The organism is Candidatus Eisenbacteria bacterium, assembly GCA_030017955.1.
Taxonomy (GTDB): Bacteria; Eisenbacteria; RBG-16-71-46; order JASEGR01; family JASEGR01; genus JASEGR01.
Window position 1 is genome coordinate 1 of sequence record JASEGR010000025.1, and the last position, 18601, is coordinate 18601.

At 53.0% G+C, this 18601-nt stretch carries 19 protein-coding genes; all 19 read left to right on the forward strand.

Features of this window, described 5'->3' with window-relative positions:
* The first annotated feature begins 128 nt into the window (after nucleotides 1–128).
* The 19 genes from QME66_05585 (at nucleotide 129) to hprK (ending at nucleotide 18571) form a co-directional block, all read left to right on the forward strand.
* A complete protein-coding gene (locus tag QME66_05585) occupies nucleotides 129–1193 on the forward strand; it encodes a 3-methyl-2-oxobutanoate dehydrogenase subunit VorB (GenBank protein MDI6808438.1) in 1065 nt (354 codons plus the stop codon).
* Nucleotides 1194–1305: 112 nt separating this feature from the next.
* Complete coding sequence (locus tag QME66_05590; GenBank protein ID MDI6808439.1) at nucleotides 1306–2034, forward strand: thiamine pyrophosphate-dependent enzyme; 729 nt, start codon at nucleotides 1306–1308, stop codon at nucleotides 2032–2034.
* 1 nt (nucleotide 2035) lies between these two features.
* Nucleotides 2036–2566 (forward strand): 2-oxoacid:acceptor oxidoreductase family protein, encoded by a 531-nt coding sequence (locus QME66_05595; GenBank protein ID MDI6808440.1) that lies wholly within the window; start codon nucleotides 2036–2038, stop codon nucleotides 2564–2566.
* Between the two features lie 11 nt (nucleotides 2567–2577).
* Nucleotides 2578–5304 (forward strand): TIGR03960 family B12-binding radical SAM protein, encoded by a 2727-nt coding sequence (locus tag QME66_05600; GenBank protein ID MDI6808441.1) that lies wholly within the window; start codon nucleotides 2578–2580, stop codon nucleotides 5302–5304.
* Nucleotides 5304–6821, forward strand: coding sequence for an Rne/Rng family ribonuclease (locus QME66_05605; protein ID MDI6808442.1), 1518 nt, complete (start codon nucleotides 5304–5306; stop codon nucleotides 6819–6821). The genes QME66_05600 and QME66_05605 overlap by 1 nt, the downstream gene beginning before the upstream one ends.
* Nucleotides 6822–7111: 290 nt before the next feature.
* A complete protein-coding gene (gene rplU / locus QME66_05610; GenBank protein ID MDI6808443.1) occupies nucleotides 7112–7426 on the forward strand; it encodes a 50S ribosomal protein L21 in 315 nt (104 codons plus the stop codon).
* Between the two features lie 68 nt (nucleotides 7427–7494).
* Entirely contained in the window at nucleotides 7495–7743 is a 249-nt protein-coding gene (rpmA, locus tag QME66_05615) for a 50S ribosomal protein L27 (GenBank protein ID MDI6808444.1), read from the forward strand.
* A gap of 14 nt (nucleotides 7744–7757) precedes the next feature.
* A complete protein-coding gene (locus QME66_05620; GenBank protein MDI6808445.1) occupies nucleotides 7758–8318 on the forward strand; it encodes a Fe-S-containing hydro-lyase in 561 nt (186 codons plus the stop codon).
* A gap of 4 nt (nucleotides 8319–8322) precedes the next feature.
* Nucleotides 8323–9189, forward strand: a complete 867-nt coding sequence (gene kdsB, locus QME66_05625; protein ID MDI6808446.1) for a 3-deoxy-manno-octulosonate cytidylyltransferase — start codon at nucleotides 8323–8325, stop codon at nucleotides 9187–9189.
* Nucleotides 9189–10823, forward strand: a complete 1635-nt coding sequence (locus QME66_05630; protein MDI6808447.1) for a CTP synthase — start codon at nucleotides 9189–9191, stop codon at nucleotides 10821–10823. Before kdsB ends, QME66_05630 begins: the two co-directional genes overlap by 1 nt.
* A 2-nt stretch (nucleotides 10824–10825) precedes the next feature.
* Nucleotides 10826–11629, forward strand: a complete 804-nt coding sequence (gene kdsA / locus QME66_05635) for a 3-deoxy-8-phosphooctulonate synthase (protein ID MDI6808448.1) — start codon at nucleotides 10826–10828, stop codon at nucleotides 11627–11629.
* Nucleotides 11626–12135: an HAD hydrolase family protein gene (locus QME66_05640; GenBank protein ID MDI6808449.1), complete on the forward strand. Its 510-nt coding sequence runs from the start codon at nucleotides 11626–11628 to the stop codon at nucleotides 12133–12135. The genes kdsA and QME66_05640 overlap by 4 nt, the downstream gene beginning before the upstream one ends.
* A 75-nt stretch (nucleotides 12136–12210) precedes the next feature.
* Nucleotides 12211–13215, forward strand: a complete 1005-nt coding sequence (locus QME66_05645; protein MDI6808450.1) for a KpsF/GutQ family sugar-phosphate isomerase — start codon at nucleotides 12211–12213, stop codon at nucleotides 13213–13215.
* Nucleotides 13216–13305: 90 nt separating this feature from the next.
* Entirely contained in the window at nucleotides 13306–14208 is a 903-nt protein-coding gene (locus tag QME66_05650) for a lysophospholipid acyltransferase family protein (GenBank protein MDI6808451.1), read from the forward strand.
* Nucleotides 14180–14773 (forward strand): LPS export ABC transporter periplasmic protein LptC, encoded by a 594-nt coding sequence (lptC, locus tag QME66_05655; protein ID MDI6808452.1) that lies wholly within the window; start codon nucleotides 14180–14182, stop codon nucleotides 14771–14773. Before QME66_05650 ends, lptC begins: the two co-directional genes overlap by 29 nt.
* 63 nt (nucleotides 14774–14836) lie before the next feature.
* The gene (gene lptB, locus QME66_05660) at nucleotides 14837–15562 is read left to right on the forward strand and encodes an LPS export ABC transporter ATP-binding protein (protein MDI6808453.1); all 726 of its coding nucleotides are present in this window, start codon (nucleotides 14837–14839) and stop codon (nucleotides 15560–15562) included.
* Between the two features lie 11 nt (nucleotides 15563–15573).
* A complete protein-coding gene (gene rpoN / locus QME66_05665) occupies nucleotides 15574–17013 on the forward strand; it encodes an RNA polymerase factor sigma-54 (GenBank protein MDI6808454.1) in 1440 nt (479 codons plus the stop codon).
* A 253-nt stretch (nucleotides 17014–17266) separates the two neighbouring features.
* Nucleotides 17267–17599, forward strand: a complete 333-nt coding sequence (gene raiA, locus QME66_05670; protein MDI6808455.1) for a ribosome-associated translation inhibitor RaiA — start codon at nucleotides 17267–17269, stop codon at nucleotides 17597–17599.
* A 3-nt stretch (nucleotides 17600–17602) separates the two neighbouring features.
* The gene (hprK, locus tag QME66_05675; GenBank protein ID MDI6808456.1) at nucleotides 17603–18571 is read left to right on the forward strand and encodes an HPr(Ser) kinase/phosphatase; all 969 of its coding nucleotides are present in this window, start codon (nucleotides 17603–17605) and stop codon (nucleotides 18569–18571) included.
* Nucleotides 18572–18601: the final 30 nt, after the last annotated feature.

Here is an 18601-nt window from a genome sequence, read left to right on the forward strand (position 1 = left end):
CGAGGACGATGGCACTCTTTTTTCAGTAAACGCGTGCATAATTCAGGCTAGGGACCCCTTTGGGCAATCTGTTGAGTAGCTCAATGTGACGCTTTCACTGTGGGGCTTTGACTGAACGGAGTGTGGCAATGGAAAAAGTGTTGATGAGGGGGAATGATGCGATTGCTGAGGCAGCCATAAGGGCAGGCTGCCGTTTCTATGCCGGATATCCCATAACACCACAGAACGAGATTCCTGAGTATATGGCGAGGAGGATGCCTGATGTGGGCGGAGTCTTCATCCAGGCAGAGAGCGAGATCGCGGCGATAAGCATGGTGTATGGTGCTGCGTGTGCAGGGGCAAGGGCGATGACATCATCTTCAGGCCCCGGGATAAGTCTGAAGCAGGAGGGGATTTCGTATGCCAGCGGTGCGGAGCTTCCGCTGGTCTTCGTCAATATCACGAGGGGCGGACCGGGACTGGCCAATATAGCCCCGGCCCAATCTGACTACTTTCAGGCCACAAGAGGCGGCGGCCACGGCGACTACAGGGTAATTGTCCTTGCTCCCAGTTCCGTGCAGGAAGCTTACGACCTTACCGGGCTTGCTTTCCACCTGGCGGACAAATACAGGAATCCGGCAATGCTGCTTGGCGACGGAGTTATCGGGCAGATGATGGAACCCATGGTGCTCAATGAGTTCAAGTTCCCGGAGCTTCCGGAAAAGAAGTGGAAGCTCGGAAACTCGTCCGGAAGGGCAAGAAATCTCATCACGTCGGTGTATCTGGCCGAGGGTACTCTGGAGGAGCACAATAATCGCCTGGCAAAGAAATATGCTGAGATAGCAGCTCAAGATACGAGGTACGAAGAGGTTCTTACTTCGGATGCCGAGCTTGTCATCGTCGGGTTCGGAACTTGCGCAAGGATCTCGAAAGCGGCTGTTCGCCTTGCAAGGGAGAAGGGTCTCAAGGTCGGCCTGTTGAGGCCAATAACACTGTGGCCCTTCCCGTACGATGCGCTCTCAAAAGTCGCCGGCAGATGCGCAGATATTCTCGTCGTGGAGATGAGCCTGGGACAGCTCATAGACGACGTGAAGATAGGAGTCCAAGGCAGGTCCAGGATTCATTTTATCGGGAGACCGGGTGGCGGTATCCCCACTGAATTCGAAATCCTTGATAAGGTGGAAAATGCCTTGAAGGTTCCTGCAGCAAGGTAGGAGCTAGAGTGCGGATGGAGAGGCCTGAATCTTGGAGTGGAGTCGGATTCGCGGCTTTCCCCCAGACTGTGGAGGAACTAAAGTGAGACAGGTTTTCAAGAAACCGGACTCGATGACAGACGTCATGACGCAATACTGCCCGGGCTGCGGCCATGGGATAATTCACAGGATCGTTGGAGAAGTGATTGATGAACTGGGGCTGAGAGAAAAGACGATTGGGGTTTCATCAGTCGGGTGCTCGGTTTTTGCCGATGAGTATTACAACTTTGATTTTGTCCAATCCGCCCACGGGAGAGCCCCGGCAGTCGCGACGGGTTTGAAGAGAATACTCCCGGACTGCGCAATCTTCACCTACCAGGGAGACGGAGACCTGATATCCATAGGAACTGCTGAGATTGTGCATGCGGCAGCAAGAGGCGAAAAAATCACCGCAGTGTTCGTCAACAATGCAATCTACGGGATGACCGGCGGGCAAATGGCGCCGACCACTCTTCTTGGCATGAAGACCACGACAAGCCCGCTTGGCAGGGATCCGGCCAGGGCCGGGTTTCCGATAAGGGTGTGCGAGCTCCTGAGCTCTCTGGAAGGTGCAGTATATCTCGCAAGAACGGCGGTGAATGGTCCTCCAGGGATAACGAAGACAAAGAGGGCAATGAAGAAAGCATTCCAGGCCCAGCTCGACGGGAAGGGTTTCAGCCTCGTTGAAGTCCTATCGCAATGTCCTACGGACTGGGGCATGGTTCCGCTTGATGCGACGAAATGGGTTGATGAAACGATGGCAAAGTGCTTCCCGCTTGGCGAAGTTAAAGATACCACCGGCACTAAGAAAGAAGGAGGGTGAGGTGGCGCACAAGGTAGTTATGTCCGGATTCGGAGGTCAGGGTATCGTCCTCATGGGGAAACTTCTTGCGCATGCCGCTATGATGGACGGAAAACATTCAACTTTTTTCCCGTCTTACGGGGCGGCTATGAGAGGTGGAACTGCGAACTGTTCTGTAGTCGTTTCTGATGAGGAGATTGCCTCTCCAGTGGTCCGGAGACCCGACAGCGTGATTGCCATGAATGAGCTCTCGCTGAAGAAGTTTGAGAAATCCATTAACTCAGGCGGCACGATCTTCATCAACAGTTCCCTGGTCAAGATGCTCCCGAGTCGGAAGGATATTTCCGCCGTGCCCGTGCCGGCAAATCAGATTGCCGAGAAACTGGGGGATGTCAGAGCTGCCAACATGGCATTGCTTGGGGCGTTCCTTAAGAAGACCCAGGCAGTGGCTCTTGAAACGGTCATGAACTCTCTGGGTAGCGTTATTTCAGAGAGAAGAAAAGGCCTCATCGGGATGAACTGTGATGCGCTCAAGAGCGGCTATTCACTCTGACAAAACGCATCATGAAGATAAGCCTCGCCATGCTCGAGGAAGCAATACTTCCTCTTGTTTCCAAACCCAACAGATATCTTGGAAACATAGAAAACGCCGCGAAAACATCCGATAAGAACGTAGCTCTCAAGGTCCTCCTCGCATTTCCCGACACCTATGAAATCGGAATGTCTCACCTCGGCATCAGAATTCTTCACCACATTCTGTCGCAGCGGGAAGACACGCTTTGTGAGATGACTTTTGCCCCGTGGGTCGATATGGAAGAGGCACTCAGGGAGCATGATCTTCCGCTTTTCTCTCTCGAAAGCAGGAGGCCGGCTGATGAATTCGATCTGGTCGGTTTTTCGCTTCAGTACGAGCTTCACTTCACAAATGTTCTTAATATGCTCAGCATGGGCGGGATTCCGGTTCTTGCGTCCGATCGGTCTCAGGATGACCCTGTCGTGATGGCCGGTGGGCCGTGTGCGTTCAATCCGGAGCCAATGAGTCCATTCATTGATTGCTTCGTGATTGGAGACGGAGAGGAAGTGATCAACGAGGTCGCGGACACAATCATAGAGGGAAAGCGGGTGAAAGCGGGGAGGAAGGATATTCTCAGGCTTCTTGCCGGACTCGAAGGCGTGTATGTCCCGGCCTTTCACGAACAGCAGATCTCGACGGGCGGGTACGTAGTCAGGAGACCGCGGGAGCCAGGTATTCCAGCGAGAATCAAGTCAAGGTTTGTTGCCGGACTCCGTAGAGAATGCTATCCCGAAAAACCGCTCTTGCCGCTCACGGAGATCGCCCACGACCGGCTGACAATAGAAGTCATGAGGGGATGCACCAGGGGGTGCAGATTCTGCATGGCCGGCTACATTAACAGGCCTGTGCGGGAAAAGTCCGGACAAGATGTTCTCACGGAAGCAACGATGGGAATTGCCTCGACTGGATGGTCTGAGATATCCCTGTCATCGCTTTCCACTTCCGATTACAGTTTTCTGGGTGATGTGGTTCCGGCTTTAAGGAGGACCTTTCTGTCCAGAAATGTTTCTCTTTCGCTGCCTTCACTCAGACCGGGAACTCTCGACAGAGCCATTTTGGTCGAACTCAGCTCGGTGAGAAGGCCGGGTCTCACATTCGCCCCCGAGGCAGGCACTGACCGGCTCAGAAGAAGAATCAACAAACCCATCTCCCTCGAAGACTTGATTGAAACAGTCCGGGCTGCAAAACAAGAAGGCTTCAGGTCGATCAAACTCTACTACATGATCGGGCTGCCTGGCGAAGAGGTTCAGGATTTGGAGGGGATTGCTGACATGGCGGCAGCGTGCGTGCGGGCAGGCAGGAAGGAGAAAGGCAGCCTGCGGATCAAGCTGAGTATCTCGCCATTTGTCCCTAAGCCGCACACCGCTTTTCAGTGGGAGAGTATGGACAATTTGGAGTGTCTCAAGATGAAGATTCAGAGACTGCGAGGGCTTGTCAGGACTCTTCCGGTTGAATTCAAGTGGAGGAACCCTGAGAAGTCAATTATCGAGGCGTCATTCTCCAGAGGAGATGCCTCGCTTGGAAACGCAGTCCACTCTGCATGGACGAAGGGTGCGAAGTTTGACGGCTGGACGGACTACTTCAATTTCGAGCTTTGGCAGGAAGCTCTGAGAGAGAGTCGCGCGAATGTCAGAATGGTGTCTCATGGTTTTGGCGCTGAGGAAGAGCTTCCATGGGACCATGTGCAGGGACCGGTATCAAAAGAGTTCCTCGCCAGCGAGAGACTTGCCGCTGCGGAAGGCAGCATTACGGAGGACTGCAGGGCATCCGGTTGCACTAACTGCGGTGTCGAGGACTGCCCCATGCTCTTTGGCGGGCCTGGAATGGATGTCTCTCGGGCCGGCTCGCTCGATTTGAAGGCGGGTGGCGAGAAAGCCGATGCTCCTTGTGAGCCTAAAGAGATTGGTGATCATACGTCCTTGGATGTTTCGGGAAGCGGGGTTTTCGGCCGTTCGCCCAGAAAAGAGAAAAGGGAGCGTGAGACTAGCGAGCTTTTCAGGGTCAGGTTCTCCAAAGGGGAAAGACTTCGATTCCTCTCTCACCTCGATGTAATGAGAAGACTCGAAATGGCACTAAGGAGATCCGGGCTCAGGCCTAGCATCGGGGGAGGTGAAGTCAGCAGGTTTCAATTTTCCTTTGGGCCTCCGCTTCCCCTGGGCATGACCTCGCTCTGCGAATACTTTGACCTCTCTCTTCTAAAGACCAGCCAAGCAACCGAGATCCTGCAGTTGAATACATTTCTTCCCGATGGATTGAGGGTTGAGGAAACCGCAAGTGTTGTGAGGACAGGTGAATCTCTGATGAGTTCCATAACTCAGGCAGAGTACTCGGTATCTTTCACTCCTTTTGTCACAGGGCTGCTTGGCGAGAACGGGGCGGCTGAGCTTGCAAGCAGACTGACTTCCGGGTTAGCTTCTCTGGACGAGATGAAGGAGTTTAACGTGGACGGAAGGAACGGACTGGTTGACGTGAAGCCGTCGATTCTTTCGATTCGCCTGACCACCGGCAAAGGTGTTCCGTCCGTCACCCTGAGAGTGTTGCTTTCAGGAGTAAGCACCGCGAGACCGGAGAGAATCGTGAATGCACTGGCCGGCGGGAGCTTTGACTGGAGGCTTCTCAGTGCCCATAGGACCGGTCTCTGGATCAATAGGAATGGTGTGGCAGTCACTCCCATGGAGTTCATTGCCAAGAATGTGTCCAATAATGGAGTCAAATAATGAAAAAGGAAATAGTTGTAAATTCTGACGTAGGTGAAACGAGAATAGCAATCCTTGAGGATGGAGAACTTGTCGAGCTTGTGGTCGAACGCATGGACAGAAGAAGGAACGTCGGGGACATCTACAAAAGCAGGGTAAATGCCGTGCTGCCGGGTATGCAGGCGGCGTTCGTAAATCTCGGCCTTTCGAGAACGGCGTTTCTTCATGTCTCGGATCTTCGCTACAACGAAGAAGAATATGAGGAGTACGAGGAATTTGACGAAGACAAGCCCAAGGGGAAGGAGCAGCGAGGTGAAGCACCCACCAGGATTGAGGACCTCCTCGAGAAGGGGCAGGAAATCCTTGTTCAGGTGACCAAAGAGGCAATCGGTGCAAAAGGCCCCAGAGTGAGCGGACAGATATCGCTTCCCGGGAGGTATATCGTTTTCATGCCCGGTCTGAACCATATAGGCGTGTCCAGAAGGATCGCTGAGAGGGATGAGAGGCGAAGGCTGAGGGCGCTCATTTCAGAAATAAGACCCAAGAGCGGAGGGATAATTGTAAGGACTGCGGGCGAGGGCAAGGGAAAAAGGGAGTTTCTTTCCGATGTGAAATTCCTGATGAGATTGTGGGAGCGGATTGAAAAGAAGGCTGCCCGTTCGAGAGCGCCTGCGCTTGTGAACAGAGAGATGGAGCTCACCAGCGGGTTGATAAGGGATATCTTCACAGCAGACGTGAACCAGCTGGTGATTGACTCGAGAAAAGAATATCGCCAGATAATGGACTATCTGAGATCGTTCGCGCCCGAGCTGAGGCAGAGAGTGAAGCTTTACAAAGAGAATCTGCCGATATTCGACTACTACGACATCGAGTCCGAGATTGACAAGCTTGTCGAAGAGAAGGTGTGGCTGAAGAAGGGCGGCTACATAACTATCGACCCCACAGAGGCGCTCACCACCATTGACGTCAATACAGGAAGGTATACCGGCAGAAAAAGTCAGGAAGACACAATCTTCAAGACTAACCTCGAAGCGGCAAAAGAAATCGCACGGCAGCTGAGACTCAGGGACATCGGGGGAATAATCGTAATCGACTTCATCGACATGGAATCCGAGGGGAACAAGAGAGCAATCATGGATGAGCTCAGACAGTGTTTGAAGAAAGATCGAGCCAGAACGAAGACGTTCCAGGTTAGTGACCTTGGGCTTGTTGAAATGACCAGGCAGAGGGAAGGCCCCAGCATCGTTCATTACTTCACAGAGGACTGTCCGACCTGTGAGGGCACCGGGAAGGTCCTTTCGATGGAGTCGGTCATGATGAAGATGACGCGACTAGTAAGAGGCATTGTCGCAAAAGAGGCTCCGAAGAAGATTGAAGTAAGGGTTCATCCCGACGTAGCCGTGTACGTGGTCGAAGAGAATAGCTGGAGATTGGACAGACTGGAGAAGGAACTCAAGACTAGAATAGACGTAAGAGATGACCCCGGCCTGAGAAGGGAGGAGATGAAGGTTCTTCTCCCCGGAACGGCAAAGAAATGAAGCCCGGCCGATGATTGAGTTACTGACGGGCGCTTCCTGCAGGCTCGACCGGCATCGGTGACACGGGGGATCGACATTTTCGGCGGGAGGGAAAGGACATCTCGAAGAGCGATCGACTGGCGCACAGTTCGCAGTTGACAGTGACCCTGGTTCTGGTGTAACTTTTCAAGCAAGAGGTAAGCTCTTATTCGTTCCATGGCTAAGGGCGGGCTGACCGCCCTTAACAGCGAAACGTTGATGTGAAAGAAGACAGCAAATCAATCAAGGGAGAAAGGAAGCGAGGAAGTCAGATGCATGCAATAGTTGAGATCGGCGGCTTTCAGTTCAGGGTCACCGAGAACGATGTCCTGAAGGTGCCGAAGATGGAACTTGACCCGGGTGAGAAGACGAAGTTGGAGAAGATACTTTTCTTATCCGATGGAAAAGATACGGCAATAGGGAATCCTTTCGTCAAGAAGGCATACGCTATGGCCGAGATTATCTCCCACGGAAGAGGAAAGAAGATAGTCGTCAGTACGTACAAGAGAAGAAAGGACGAGAGGAAAAAGAAAGGACACCGGCAGGACTACACCGAGCTGAAGATCCTTTCGCTATCGAAGGCATAGTCCGGGACTTTGGCTGGAAATCTTCGAGGAACCCTGGACTGAGAGTCGCAGCAAGGAGGTGAAAAGAGTTGGCACACAAGAAGGGAGTAGGAAGCTCAAGAAATGGAAGGGACTCGGCCGGTCAGAGGCTTGGCGTGAAGTGCTCCGGCGGTCAGTTTGTGAGTGCCGGAAGCATAATCGTGAGACAGAGAGGGACAAAATTCCATCCGGGAGTGAACGTCGGAAAGGGAAGAGATGACACACTGTTCGCCCTCAGGTCAGGGAAGGTCTCCTTTGAGAATTTCAGCAGCGACAGGAAACGTGTAAGCATCCATTAACGGAGCAAGATAAAATGAACGAACGGTCTCCAGTTGCAGTCAGTCCTCCTCTTACTGACTCAGATGTGATGTCCCTCAAGGCCGGGATGAAGGTTTTTCTTACCGGATTTGTCTATACGGCAAGAGATGCCGCCCACAAGAAGATGTTTGACCTCATCCAGAAGAACGAGAAGCTTCCATTCGGGCTTGAAGGTCAAGTGATCTACTACACCGGTCCGACGCCGACCAGGCCGGGAGAGGTGATTGGCGCGGCAGGGCCTACCACAAGCTACAGAATGGACAGATTCGCGCCGACTCTCCTTGAGCACGGACTGAAGGGAATGATTGGGAAGGGCGAGCGCAGTTCAGAGGTTGTCGATGCGATGAAGAAACATAAGGGAATCTACTTCGTTGCGGTCGGCGGAGCCGCTGCTCTTCTGAGGAAGAAGATAGAGTCCTGCGAGGTCATTGCCTACCCCGAACTTGGTACGGAAGCGGTAAGGAAACTTTTTGTGCGGGACTTTCCGCTTCTGGTCGGTCAGGATTGCTTTGGAGGAAATCTCTACAAGGAGGGAGTCGAGCGATACAGGAGATAGAAAAGTGAAAAGAAGGAAGGCCTTCTCCTCCTGCGTCGGAGTAATTCCTGCAAGATTTGCCTCGAAGAGATTCCCCGGCAAACCACTCGCTGTTCTCCTTGGAAAACCGCTCATCCAGCATGTCTACGAAAGGGCATCGCTTGCCGAGTCCCTTTCAAGGGTTCTTGTTGCCACAGATGATGAGGAAATCGTCCGTGTTGTGAAGGAGTTTGGCGGAGAGGCGCTTCTCACGAGAAGGGACCACTTGAACGGAACTGAGAGAGTAGCTGAAGTCGCCAGAAGGTGCAACGAGCGCTTCTTCGTCAACATTCAGGGCGATGAGCCAATGATAGCTCCGGAGGAGATCGACAAGTGTGTCGATTCTCTCAGGAAGAGCGATGGCTATTCTGTTTTCACACTTGCGACGCCAATTGAAGCTGATGAAGACATAGATAACCCCAGCGTGGTGAAGGTTGTCATTGACCTCGGCGGATCTGCAATCTACTTCTCGAGGTCCAGGATTCCCTGGTGTCCGTTTGATCCATGTACCCGGGAAGCCGGGACGAGAGTGGGTAGAAGCAGTGCGGATTCAGGAGGGAAAGCCCTGGATCGGCAGAAGACAGCGCGGAATCTGGCTGTGTCTAGCGATAAGCTGGGCTGCCGCTATCTCGGACACATCGGCCTCTATGCGTACAGGAGGGATGCCCTGCTCCGGGTATCTCGAGCCAGGCCGACTGCACTTGAAATCGCAGAGGACCTTGAGCAGCTCAGGTTCCTTGAACATGGCTGCAGAATAGGTGTGGGGATAACCTCCTACCATCAAATGGGAGTAGATACCAGGGAAGATCTAGAAGCGATGGAGAAGCTTCTTTCGGGAGCGGGAGAGTCCTAGTGGCAAAATATGCCTTCATAACCGGCGGAGTGGTTTCGTCTTTGGGCAAGGGAATCGCTGCGGCTTCTCTCGGGTTCCTGCTCAAGGCAAGGGGCATAAAGGTTGCGCTGCAGAAGTATGATCCATATCTCAATGTAGATCCCGGCACAATGAGCCCTTTCCAGCACGGAGAGGTCTTTGTCACGGAGGACGGGACTGAGACTGACCTTGACCTCGGCCATTACGAGAGGTTTACCGACATAAGCACATCGCGGAAGAATAATGTGACGGCCGGGCAGATCTATGATGCGATCATCTGCAAGGAAAGAAGGGGAGATTTCCTAGGGAGCACCGTGCAGGTGATCCCGCATGTAACTGACGAAATCAAATCAAGAGCAAAGGAGCTCTCTTCGGCAACCGGGGCCGACATCGTGATTGTCGAAATCGGCGGCACAGTCGGCGACATAGAAAGCCTTCCTTTCCTTGAGGCAATCCGCCAGCTGAGGCTCGAGCTCGGCAGGGATAACACGGCATTTATCCATGTCACCCTTGTTCCCTTCATAAAGGCCGCGAGGGAGATCAAGACCAAGCCGACCCAACACAGTGTCAAGGAGCTTCGGCAGATCGGAATTGACCCGGACATCCTTCTGTGCAGGACTGAGCAGAGGATTTCAAGAGATCTCAAGGAGAAGATAGCCCTTTTCTGCAACGTTTCCGCGGAGGCAGTTATCCAGGCACTGGATGTGGAATCAATCTACGAGGTGCCTCTCGTCTTTCACGAAGATGGATTGGACGAGCTCGTTCTGAAGCTCCTCAGGCTTGAAGGAGGAAGGCCTCAGCTGGATTCGTGGCGGGAGATGGTTGAACGGATTTCGGCTTCACGGGACCGTGTGACCGTGGCAGTGTGCGGCAAGTACACTCATTTGCGGGACGCGTACAAGAGCATAGTCGAGGCCCTTGTCCACGCCGGAGTGGCGAACGGGGTGAGCATCGACATAAGGTGGGTTGAATCGGAGGACATAGAGAAGAACGGTGCGTCGAGTCATCTTCAGGGGGTTCACGGCCTGCTTGTCCCGGGCGGTTTCGGTGAAAGGGGCATAAACGGAAAGCTGGAGGCAGTGAGATTTGCCAGGGAGACTGGGCTTCCGTTTTTTGGCATCTGTCTGGGAATGCAGTGTGCGGTGATCGAATTCGCAAGAAACGTCTGCGGACTTGAAGGGGCAAACAGCACCGAGTTTGATGAACACACCCCGCATCCGGTGATAGATCTGATGGAAGAACAGAAGAGGAAAAGCCAGATGGGCGGGAGCATGAGGCTTGGCTCCTACCCGTGCGAGCTCAAACAAGGATTCAAGGCGATCGCAGCCTACGGGACGGATGCCATTTCGGAGCGACACAGACACAGGTATGAGATGAATCCGCGTTACGAGTCAATTCTCGCGGAGAGAGGCCTCCACGTAGCCGGAATTCATCCCGCTGCCGCGCTGGTCGAGATAGTCGAGCTCAAAGGGCATCCCTGGTTCGTTGGAGTCCAGTTCCACCCGGAGTTCAAATCAAGACCTGAAAAAGCCAGCCCGCTCTTTAAGGGATTCATTTCGGCCGCAATTGAAAGAAGAAGAGGAAGCCCCAGGATTCTGAGCGGCAGGGGAACCTGAATATGGGCCATGTTCCGATTGGGGACAGAATTATCGTAGGAGAAAGACTTGCTTTGATCGCCGGTCCCTGCGTGATTGAAGACGAGTCAATGGTCTTGAAGACAGCCGGCAGGCTGAGGACGATTTCCTCGAAGCTCGGCCTTCCGTTTGTTTTCAAATCTTCCTACAGCAAGGAAAACAGGTCGTCAATATCATCATACTCCGGCCCCGGCATAGATGAAGGATTGAGGATTCTCAACAGGGTGAAAACTGAGGAGAACGTCCCGGTGCTGTCCGATGTTCACTGCAGGGAAGAAGTCAAGAAGGCCGCGGAGGTGCTTGATGTGCTCCAGGTCCCGGCATTCCTGTCGAGACAGACTCCTCTTCTTCTTGCATGTGCGAGAACCGGGAAACCCGTGAATGTCAAAAAGGGTCAGTTCATTGCGCCGCAGGATATGGCACTGGTCGTTGAGAAGATCGAATCCGTTGGCGGAAAGAAGATCCTTCTGACTGAGCGCGGGACTTTCTTCGGGTACGGGAACCTGGTCGTTGACATGAGGTCTATTCCCATCATGAAACGTTTTGGCTACCCGGTTGTCTTTGATGTGACTCACAGTCTGCAGCTTCCTGGCGGGAAGGAGGCGGGCGGGAGCCCTTCATTTGCACTTCCACTCGCGAAGGCGGCCGTGGCTTGCGGGGCAGATGCGTTGTTCATCGAGACGCATCCGGACCCGCCGAACGCTCTTTCAGACCGGACAACCATGATACCGTTGGACAAGATGGAAGAATTCCTTGGCGATGTGCTGAGGGTGAGGAATGCTTTGTGACAAAACTTCTGTTTCTTGACGTGGACGGTGTCCTCACCGACGGAAAAGTGGTATTTGGGAGGCACGAAGAGTTCAGGAACTTCAACGTGCTGGATGGGGTGGGAATCTTCATGGCCAAAGGGGCAGGACTGAACGTTGTCCTGATCTCGGGCAAAACCTGCGACGCCGTGGATAAGAGGGCGTCGGAGCTCGGGGTGGAGTGCCATCAGGGAGTGATTAGCAAGCTTGAACTTGTGAACGAAATACTGAAGAGGGATGGAATCTCCCTGCATGAGGCTGCTTTCGTGGGTGATGACCTCCCTGACCTCGAGCCGATGAAAGCTGTCGGCTTTCCAATTGCGGTCCAGAATGCCGTGGCTGAGGTGAAACAGATTTCGAAGGCTGTGACATCGATAAAGGGCGGGGAAGGCGCAGTCAGGGAAGCCATTGAGCTTATCCTAAAGAAGGAAGGAAAATGGGGTGAGGCACTCCTTTCGTATCAGCGGGCGTCAACCCGGACGAGATGAAATGCCGTCTGTCCAGGGAAGCTGCCGTTGTTCTGCGGGAAAACCGGACGGAATACGGGAGAGAACGATTCACTGATGAAAGTGAAAGACGTTACATCGGCACTTGAGATTGCCAAAGAAGTGATCTCCAAGGAAGGGCTGGCACTTCTTTCACTTTCTGAGAAGCTTGGCCCCGGCTTCGCGGAAGCAGTTGACGGCATCCTGAAAACAAGAGGGCGAGTGATCGTTTCTGGAGTCGGAAAGTCCGGGATAGCTGCGAGCAAGATTGCCGCCACGTTCACAAGCACCGGAACACCCTCCTTTTTTATTCATCCCGTGGAGGCCGTTCATGGAGACCTCGGACTGGTGACTTCCGAAGACAGTGTACTCTTTGTCTCAAAGAGCGGCGAATCCGACGAGCTGTGCGAGCTTCTCCCCGTGGTAAAGAGACTCGGACCTCTCATAATCAGCATAACAGAGAGCCGGAAAAGCTCTCTTGGTCGCGAGTGCGATATCGTGATAGAGACAGGCCGGCTGGAAGAGGCATGCCCTTTTGACCTGGTTCCCACGACCAGCACGACTGCAGTTCTTGCGGTTGGCGATGCCCTCGCGATAGCTCTTCTTAGAAAAAGGGGACTGAAGAAAGAGGATTTTGCTTTCTTTCACCCTGGAGGGGCAATCGGAAGGACAATGAGGCTCAGGGTGGGGGACATAATGCGCAGGGGAGACGAGGTGCCCATTGTTTCAGAAGATGAGACGATGAAGGGTGCGATTCTTGAGATTATGAAGAAAAGGCTCGGAGTCACGACTGTTGTCAACCGGGAAGGAAAACTCACAGGCATTGTTACTGATGGCGACATAAAGAGGATCCTGGTCAGGAACGAAGACATAATGAAGCTCAGGGTGGGGGATGTAAAGACGCCCGGACCCAGAACCATTCAGGAGGATGAGCTGGTTGCGACGGCGGTGCGGCTGATGGAGGAGAATACTCCGGGGCCGATAACAAGCCTGGTCGTTGTGGATGAGCACATGGTTCCCGTGGGACTCCTTCACATGCACGACTGTTTAAGGGCAGGGCAGGCAGCTCGCCCCAACCGATGAAATGCCGGACAGTGTGCTTTTACCAGGGACCGCGAGCGGTCTTCTTCGCGTGAAGAATGGAGAGAACCGACGCTCCGGGTCCGCCTTGCCATGAAGAAAAACCGTTTCCTCAAGAGAATAAGGAATTACCTTCTCTATTGGTTTGTTCTCCTGGTGACAATGGCTGCGAGAGTTCTCCCCAGGAGACTCATGCTTTCGATAATGGGGCTGCTTGGAACCGGTGCCTACTATCTTCTTTCGAAGCCGAGGAAGAAGACAATAGAAAATCTTGAAATAGCATTTCCCGAGCTTCGTCACGAGGAGAGGCGGGCAATCGCCAAAGGTGTCTTCAGGGATATTGGACGCAATCTTGTGGACATACTGAGGCTGCCCTTTATGTCCGCCTCGGAACTTGATAAGATTGTCAGGGTAAGAGGAAAGGAAGTGCTGGATGATGTGCTCTCGAGGAGAAAGGGAGTCGTAGTTGTGACGGGACACATTGGTTCCTGGGAGCTTCTGGCCTCGTATTTCTCCAGGAAGGGGTATCGCGTCAACGCTCTGATGAGGACTCTCTACGATCCGAGACTGGACAGCCTGCTGGCACGAATAAGAGAATCCGCCGGCATTGTGCAGATACCCAGAGATGGTGCTCTTGGAAAGATCTTCAGGGCGCTGAAGAGGGGCGAGATTGTCGGCTTCTTGCTTGATCAAGATACAAAGGTTGAGGGGACGTTTGTTGAGTTCATGGGGAAGGAGGCCTACACCCCGGTGGGTGCAGTGAGGGTCGCCATGAGGTCCGGAGCTCCAATCATCCCGGCGGCAATCAGGCTGGATGCGGACGGCAAGCATGTCATAGAGATCGGCAGGGAACTCGATCTTACGTTTTCGGGAGACTATGCCGAAGACATCAAGATGAACACCCAGAAGTGCACAAGCAGTCTTGAGGCATTCATAAGAGCAACTCCAACTCAGTGGGTGTGGATGCATGAGAGATGGAAAACCAGGCCGGCCTGACCGGCGGATCGAACTAAGACTTCGATTCTTCTCTGTGTATCTGTTTATCCTGTTCTCCATTTTCTTTTCCTGCGAGAAGGGGAAGGAAGGAGTACCTTCGTCGGTATCCGGCGACATCCCGGATGAAGAGGTGATTGGCTTCTCGGTGACGGAGACGACCTCCGGCAGGAAGGAATGGATACTGCGGGCAAAATGGGCGGGAGTCTACAATGATAAGGGCATCACTCTCTCAAAGAGTGTGGCGATAGAGTTCTTCGATGAGACGGGAAAGAAGTACTCGGACCTGACATCCCGAGAGGGCATCCTCGAACACGGATCGAGCAACATGAGGGCAAAAGGCGACGTCGTTGTCATAACCGATGAGGGCACGAAGCTTGAGACTGACGAGTTGGTATGGCTCAACGGCCCGGGCAAGATTGTATCCGATGGATTCGTGAAAATAACAAGGAAGAAAGATATCATTACGGGAATCGGATTTGAGAGTTACCCTGATCTTAAGCAGTTTGAGATAAAGAAGGACATAAAAGGCGAGCTTATCGGGGAGAAGGCGCTAGAGAAGAAATAGGACTGAGAGGGTCGATTGAAAGAGTCACCCGCCAAAGACATCAGCATCCCGGACAAGAAGAAGCTGGATGGTTTTCTCAAGGCAGAAAACCTCGGCAAGCGCTATGGTAAGGTGAAAGTGGTGAATGATGTCTGCATTGGAATCCGAAGGGGAGAGGTGGTCGGTCTTCTCGGGCCGAATGGAGCCGGAAAGACCACTACATTCTACATGATAGTTGGAATTCTCAGACCGGATGAAGGAAAGATCTCTCTGGGCGACCGGGACATAACGGCTCTCCCGATGCATGAAAGAGCACGGCTTGGCATAGGGTATCTTTCGCAGGAATCATCGATCTTCAGAAGGCTGACCGTGAGAGAAAACATCCTGGCAATTTTGGAGACTTTGCCGATCTCTAAGGGTGAAATAGGACGCAGGCTCGACTCATTGATGGGGGAGCTGGACATCCGGGGCATTGCTGACCGGAAGGCTTTCAATCTTTCCGGCGGAGAGAGACGGCGGGTGGAGATTACACGGGCCCTTGCAACTGAACCTTCATACATCCTTCTCGACGAACCGTTTGTCGGGATAGACCCGATTGCGGTCGCGGAGATACAGGAAATCGTTCTGAGGCTCAAGAAAAAAGGACTGGGAGTCCTGATAACCGACCACAGTGTCCGGGAAACCTTGACGACAACCGATAGAGCCTACATAATGTTCGAAGGCGAAATAGTCGTCTCCGGAACCGCAGATGAGCTGACGCGGGACGAGAAAGCAAGGAAGTTCTATCTCGGAGAAAAATTCAGACTCTAGGTCAAACCTCTATGGAAATGAAACATCAGATATACCTGACGCAGAAGCCCACGCTGGTGATGACGCAAAGGCTTCAGCAAGCCCTCAAGCTCCTTCAAGTTCCCACCTTAGAACTCCAGCAGATCCTTAAGCAGGAGCTCATGGCAAATCCTGTTCTTGAGGAGGTGGAAGAAACCGAGGTACAGCCGACCGAAAGGGCTGAAGAGGAAGAGGAGAAGGCAAAGGACGAGGACAAAAACGAGGTGGACTGGTCGGAGTTCTGGCCTGATTCGAATGAATACGCTGCCCCGAGAAGCTATGAAGCCTCATCGGAGGAGTTCTACGAGCGGACACCGGTTACCAAGCTCTCCCTGAGGGACCTTCTCTTGAGCCAGGCGAGGCTGACTCTCACGACGCCCGAGGACCAGGAGATCGCAGAAGAAATTCTTGGATCGATAGACGAAGCCGGATATCTTGTCCTGCATGAACCGGACGAGAGCGGCAAATTGAGAAAGGTTGAAGATCCGGTCGCTGACATCGCCTCGCGGCTTGGAAAACCGGCTGAGAAAGTGCTGGAGGTGCTGCGCAGGATTCAGGAATTTGAGCCCGCAGGAGTCGGCGCTCGCGACCTTCAGGAGTGTCTTCTCATCCAGCTCAGGGCAAAGGGCGTGGAGGACGGCCTGCCGTCACGGATTCTGAATGAGTGTTTCGAGATGTTCAAGGCAAGGAAGGGCGCCGAGATTTCGAGGATCCTCAAGGAATCGCCTCAGAAGATCCAGGACGCCTTTGATGCCATTGCATCACTCGATCCAAAGCCGGGGATGACTGTTTCCGGAGACGAGGCAAGGTATGTTGTTCCTGATCTTGTTGTCGATAAGGTCGCCGATGAATATGTAATTTTTCTCAATGACAGAAACGTCCCGAGGTTAAGGATAAATCCTTCCTACAGGGAGCTTCTGAGCAAGGAGAACAAGAATTCCGAGGCGAAGAAGTTCATACAGGGGAAACTGAACTCGGCGAAGTGGTTTATCCAGACAATAGAGCAAAGAAGGAGGACTATGGTCAAGGTCATGAAGACCATAGTGGAGGAGCAGAAGGAGTTTTTCGAAAAGGGTCCCGGATTTCTGAAGCCGCTCACGCTTCAGCAGATAGCAAATGAAATAAGCATGCACGAGTCAACCGTGAGCAGGGTGACAAACGGGAAGTACGTTCAGACTCCTCGTGGAGTGTTCGAGCTCAAGTATTTCTTCTCTAGCAGGCTTGAGACAGAGGACGGCGAAGGAGCATCCGCAAAGAGCGCACGAGGATCGATTTTGAAGATGGTCCAGGAGGAGGACAAGAAGGCCCCTCTCAGCGATCACGAAATTGCCGCAAGATTGAGGGAAAGAGGTCTCAGGATAGCGAGGAGGACGGTAGCGAAGTACAGAGAACTCCTGGGAATTCTCCCTGCAAGGTACAGGAAACGCGTCTAGCTCCATTTTGGGGCGGCCCCCAGTGTGCCGTCCCAGAAATAGCTTCACGAAATGCAGGGCGGTTTCATAAGGCACACTGCCAGGGGGTATGAGGGGGTCGCGGCCGACCCCCTTAAGGGGTTACAGTTGCGAAAGTTGCCGGTGGCAAGTTTCGAAATGTCATAGGGGCGATAGCCCCTGTGAAAGTGCTGGGGCACCGCATAATAAGTTCGCGAATTTATGTGACACAGCACTGGAAGGAGGAGAGCAGACAATGGAGATAACCTTCAAGACGAGGCATTGTGAACTCCCTGAAACCCTGAAAGAACAAACTGAAGCGAGACTTCACAAGCTTGAAAGGTTCTCTGGAAAGATTGTGGAAGCACATGTAATCGTGGGGGTTGAGAAATACAGACACATTGCCGAGGTGACGCTCAGCGGCAATGGTTCCGAGATCGTGAGCAAGTGCGAGTCCGACGAGATGGGCCAGGCTTTGAAGAAGGTCATGGATGTTATCGAGAGAAGGGTACGGGAAAGAAAGGAGAAGCTTGTTTCCAGGAAAGGCAAGAGGGGTGCAAACCTGAAGTCGCTCCCTCTCTTGGAGTAGAAGTTGGAAAAAATAACGGCTGCCAAGCTCTACGAGGACATCAAAGAAGAGCTTCAACTCGAGCAACTCACAATTTCTCTTGAGTCAAAAGTCGCGGTAACGGTGAGCGACACAAACAGGCCGGGCCTGTGCCTGGCCGGTTTCACCGATAACTTCCTCAACGAACGTATTCAGATCCTTGGTCAGACGGAAATAGCCTACCTCGCAAGCCTGAACGACAGCCAGAGAAAGGCAGCAATCGATAACCTTTTCAAGTTTCCGGTCCCGTGCATAATCGTGACAAAGGGACTGGAGGTTCCCGAATACTGCGTGGCATGCGCAGAAAAATATACCGTCCCGCTGCTGCGCACGCCCCAATCCACCACGCCTTTCATACATGAGCTGACAGCCTACCTTGACTGGGCCTTTGCACCAGAGACCATTGTGCACGGCTCGCTTGTGGATGTTTATGGCATTGGTCTACTGTTTACGGGTAAGAGCGGAATCGGCAAGAGCGAATGTTCACTTGATCTTGTGGAGCGCGGGCACAGGCTTGTTGCCGATGACGTTGTGACGATCACGAAGCGGCACGGCGACGTGCTGGTCGGGACCGGAAGGAAGCTGATGAGACACCATATGGAGATAAGAGGCCTTGGCATAATCGATGTTCAAGGCATATTCGGGATCAGGTCTATCAGGCTTCAGAAGAGGATTGAGGTCGAGGTGAATCTGCAGGAATGGACAGACGGCAGAGACTATGAAAGAATCGGCCTCGATGACCAGACGACGACTATCCTGGATGTGAAAATACCATTTGTTACGATACCCATAATTCCCGGAAAGAACATTACGGTGATTGCAGAAGTTGTGGCTCTCAATTACCTCGTGAAGGCCTATGGCTATCACCCTGCCCGGGAGCTGAACAGGCAGCTCGTCGAGCTGATGAAGGAGAGGAGTCTCGCCAAGCGCTGGGTGAGAAATGATCTGGAGTAGTAGTTCCCGGCCATGTTCGGACGAGCCTGA

Bases quoted from the DNA above. Each gene is read 5' to 3' on its own strand.
- QME66_05600 (MDI6808441.1), top strand. From the start codon at position 2,578: ATGAAGATAAGCCTCGCCATGCTCGAGGAAGCAATACTTCCTCTTGTT.
- QME66_05650 (MDI6808451.1), top strand. From the start codon at position 13,306: ATGAAGAAAAACCGTTTCCTCAAGAGAATAAGGAATTACCTTCTCTAT.
- QME66_05620 (MDI6808445.1), top strand. From the start codon at position 7,758: ATGAACGAACGGTCTCCAGTTGCAGTCAGTCCTCCTCTTACTGACTCA.
- QME66_05645 (MDI6808450.1), top strand. From the start codon at position 12,211: ATGAAAGTGAAAGACGTTACATCGGCACTTGAGATTGCCAAAGAAGTG.
- lptC (MDI6808452.1), top strand. From the start codon at position 14,180: ATGAGAGATGGAAAACCAGGCCGGCCTGACCGGCGGATCGAACTAAGA.
- QME66_05605 (MDI6808442.1), top strand. From the start codon at position 5,304: ATGAAAAAGGAAATAGTTGTAAATTCTGACGTAGGTGAAACGAGAATA.
- QME66_05590 (MDI6808439.1), top strand. From the start codon at position 1,306: ATGACAGACGTCATGACGCAATACTGCCCGGGCTGCGGCCATGGGATA.
- kdsA (MDI6808448.1), top strand. From the start codon at position 10,826: ATGGGCCATGTTCCGATTGGGGACAGAATTATCGTAGGAGAAAGACTT.
- rplU (MDI6808443.1), top strand. From the start codon at position 7,112: ATGCATGCAATAGTTGAGATCGGCGGCTTTCAGTTCAGGGTCACCGAG.
- rpoN (MDI6808454.1), top strand. From the start codon at position 15,574: ATGGAAATGAAACATCAGATATACCTGACGCAGAAGCCCACGCTGGTG.
- raiA (MDI6808455.1), top strand. From the start codon at position 17,267: ATGGAGATAACCTTCAAGACGAGGCATTGTGAACTCCCTGAAACCCTG.
- QME66_05585 (MDI6808438.1), top strand. From the start codon at position 129: ATGGAAAAAGTGTTGATGAGGGGGAATGATGCGATTGCTGAGGCAGCC.